The following is a 2,353-nucleotide window of genomic DNA, read 5'->3' as shown; positions in this document are numbered from 1 at the left end:
CGCATTTTTACGTGAAATAGGTTCGATTTCATCAAACCTCTGCAACTCATGGATATCTTTCTACCTCCGGGTGCTCAAATCCCCTACCGGTGCTTGAACGCAGACTGAAAGAAGATTAAGTTATTGTTTTACAGTGGGTGGCTTGATTTTTTTGATTTTTTATTTCTATACAAACAGATAGCGATGCGCATTTACACTCCTCCGAGGACTAAAACGCGCATGCGTGCTATACAGCTCTTATGCCTGTCGAAGATTCAGCCTCAATTAAGGACTAATTATGAATAAGAAATTGACTCAAAGGTTTGTCGAATTGGAAAGTCAACTCAATGATATTGAGGCTACGAAGAGAATCGTCAATGGAGCCTATGGGACGTCTGAGGCGATTGATACCGAATTATTTACTGGCTGGAAAGTTAAAGTAAAAAATCTATTGGTAACAGCCTGCGGAAAAGAATCGCAGCATTTTGTGGCTTTCGAAGCAGGTGAAAAGCGTAGAACAATGGAGTCTGAATACTCCATTAAAAAAAGACTTGGTGCTATCTTTCTAGCTGCGAAGGAAGATTTTGAGGGGGGATATCTGGCTTCACTAAAATATTTGGTTCAGGCTGAAGTATTTGATAGTGAATTAGAGCAGGCTACAGAATTACTTAATAATGGGTATAAACTTGCCGCAGCCGTTATCTCAGGAGTCGTACTTGAGACTGCATTGCGAGACCTTTGCGATAGCAATTCAATTTCTCATGGAAAGCTTGACACAATGAATGCGCAGTTAGCAAAAGCAGGAGTCTATAATAAGCTTCAACAAAAGAGAATCACGGCTATTGCCGACATTCGAAATAGTGCAGCTCATGGTAAGCCTGAAGAATTTCAAGATTCAGATGTTGAAAGCATGATTAGAGATGTAGAAAGTTTTCTACTGAGCTATATGGCATAACAAGGCGCTGCTGTCGGACAAATTTTCCGCTACGCTCCAAATTTGCCGCAGAGCGCGGCGTTAGTATTCAAGAAAGTATTCATAATAAAATGAAGTTAAAAGATGAATGGAACCAACTCACTAAGAGTATAGAAAAGCTACGAATAGAAAGCGCAGATAAGGACTTGTCCGACAATTTATTAGATCTCCTTGTAGCTGGAGAGGATCATCGTTTCTGGTCGCATTTTGGTGTAGATCCTATTGGTTTGGTCAGAGCTACTTGGAAAACCATTTTTTGTAACAAAAGGGAAGGTGGTTCTACAATAGCCATGCAATTAGTACGAACAGTCACTGGACGTTATGAAATAAGCTCACAACGAAAACTGAAAGAAATTTATTTAGCCACTAAAATTACCTTAACTCTTGAAAGAAAAGAAATACTAAAACTCTATCTAAACGTTGCCTATTTCGGATGGAATATGCACGGTATTGATCAGGCATGTAAGCGTTTAGAATTGGATATGACCTCACTTACAAATTATGAGGCTGCTGGGATAGTTGCAAGACTTAAATATCCAGAGCCAAGATTTGGTAATAGTAAAAGTTTTAGGGCTGTACATCAACGAGCTAGCTACATAGTTAATCGATTAAACCAACTTAATTCTAAAGGGCAGTATGGAACCATTTAAAGTATCAAACCATTTAAGAGATATTGTATCAGCTTATCCAGAAGCAAAATTAATCTCAGAAGCTGCAAAGCATGGTGGAGAGTCCGCAAGGCAAGCCATCGCTAGGCAGTGGTTGTCTGAAGGTATTCCATTCGCCTTCAAAGATTGCCCCGGAATTTATGAATCAATTCGAGCATGGGTTGGCGCAAGATTAGATATTGACCCCAAAGAGCTGAATGTTACAGGTAGTGCTAGATTAGGTCAGTCATTATCTCCAAGAAAATTAGGCACCCCATTTAGTAGTGATTCAGACTTAGATATCTTTATTATTTCTAGCGAGCTGTTTGAGCAGTTGAAGAGCGATTTCAATCAATGGTCGTTTGATTTTGAAAGTGGAGCCATTAGCGCTTCAAATGATAGAGAGAGCCAATTTTGGAAAGATAATTTACATCGGGGTCCGAAGAATATAGCAAGGGGGTTCATAGACTCCAGTATCGTTCCAAATCGTGAACGATACAGCAACGTTTCAAATGTTGCTCAAACAATGTATCTCCTTAAAGAGAAACTTGATGTCACACCAGAAGCACCGAAGTTCAGTTACGCATCTGTGAGATGTTATAAGTCATGGGCATGCTACGTTCAGCAAATATCTTTAGGCTTTCAGTAATTGAATACCGAAAAATATGGACACCCAACGTTAATGGCGCGGTAGTTAGCCTTCGACTATGCTTTTTTTAAGCATTTAACAAGGAGGTTATTATGCCGCGCCCTC

At 39.7% G+C, this 2,353-nt stretch carries 3 protein-coding genes; all 3 read left to right on the top strand.

The window, feature by feature from the left end; translation table 11 throughout:
• Positions 1-277: 277 nt before the first annotated feature.
• A complete protein-coding gene (locus RC73_RS19485; protein WP_039036184.1) occupies positions 278-934 on the top strand; it encodes a DUF4145 domain-containing protein in 657 nt (218 codons plus the stop codon).
• An 89-nt stretch (positions 935-1,023) separates the two neighbouring features.
• A complete protein-coding gene (locus tag RC73_RS19480) occupies positions 1,024-1,602 on the top strand; it encodes a biosynthetic peptidoglycan transglycosylase (RefSeq protein WP_039036183.1) in 579 nt (192 codons plus the stop codon).
• A complete protein-coding gene (locus RC73_RS19475) occupies positions 1,589-2,248 on the top strand; it encodes a hypothetical protein (RefSeq protein WP_039036182.1) in 660 nt (219 codons plus the stop codon). Before RC73_RS19480 ends, RC73_RS19475 begins: the two co-directional genes overlap by 14 nt.
• Positions 2,249-2,353 lie beyond the last annotated feature (105 nt).

This window comes from Shewanella sp. ECSMB14102, assembly GCF_000813075.1.
Lineage (GTDB): Bacteria > Pseudomonadota > Gammaproteobacteria > Enterobacterales > Shewanellaceae > Shewanella > Shewanella indica.
This window is presented reverse-complemented; position numbering and strand designations above follow the sequence as displayed.

What these genes read in the sequence shown, in the direction of transcription:
- RC73_RS19485 (WP_039036184.1), top strand. Translation starts at nt 278, where the DNA reads ATGAATAAGAAATTGACTCAAAGGTTTGTCGAATTGGAAAGTCAACTC.
- RC73_RS19480 (WP_039036183.1), top strand. Translation starts at nt 1,024, where the DNA reads ATGAAGTTAAAAGATGAATGGAACCAACTCACTAAGAGTATAGAAAAG.
- RC73_RS19475 (WP_039036182.1), top strand. Translation starts at nt 1,589, where the DNA reads ATGGAACCATTTAAAGTATCAAACCATTTAAGAGATATTGTATCAGCT.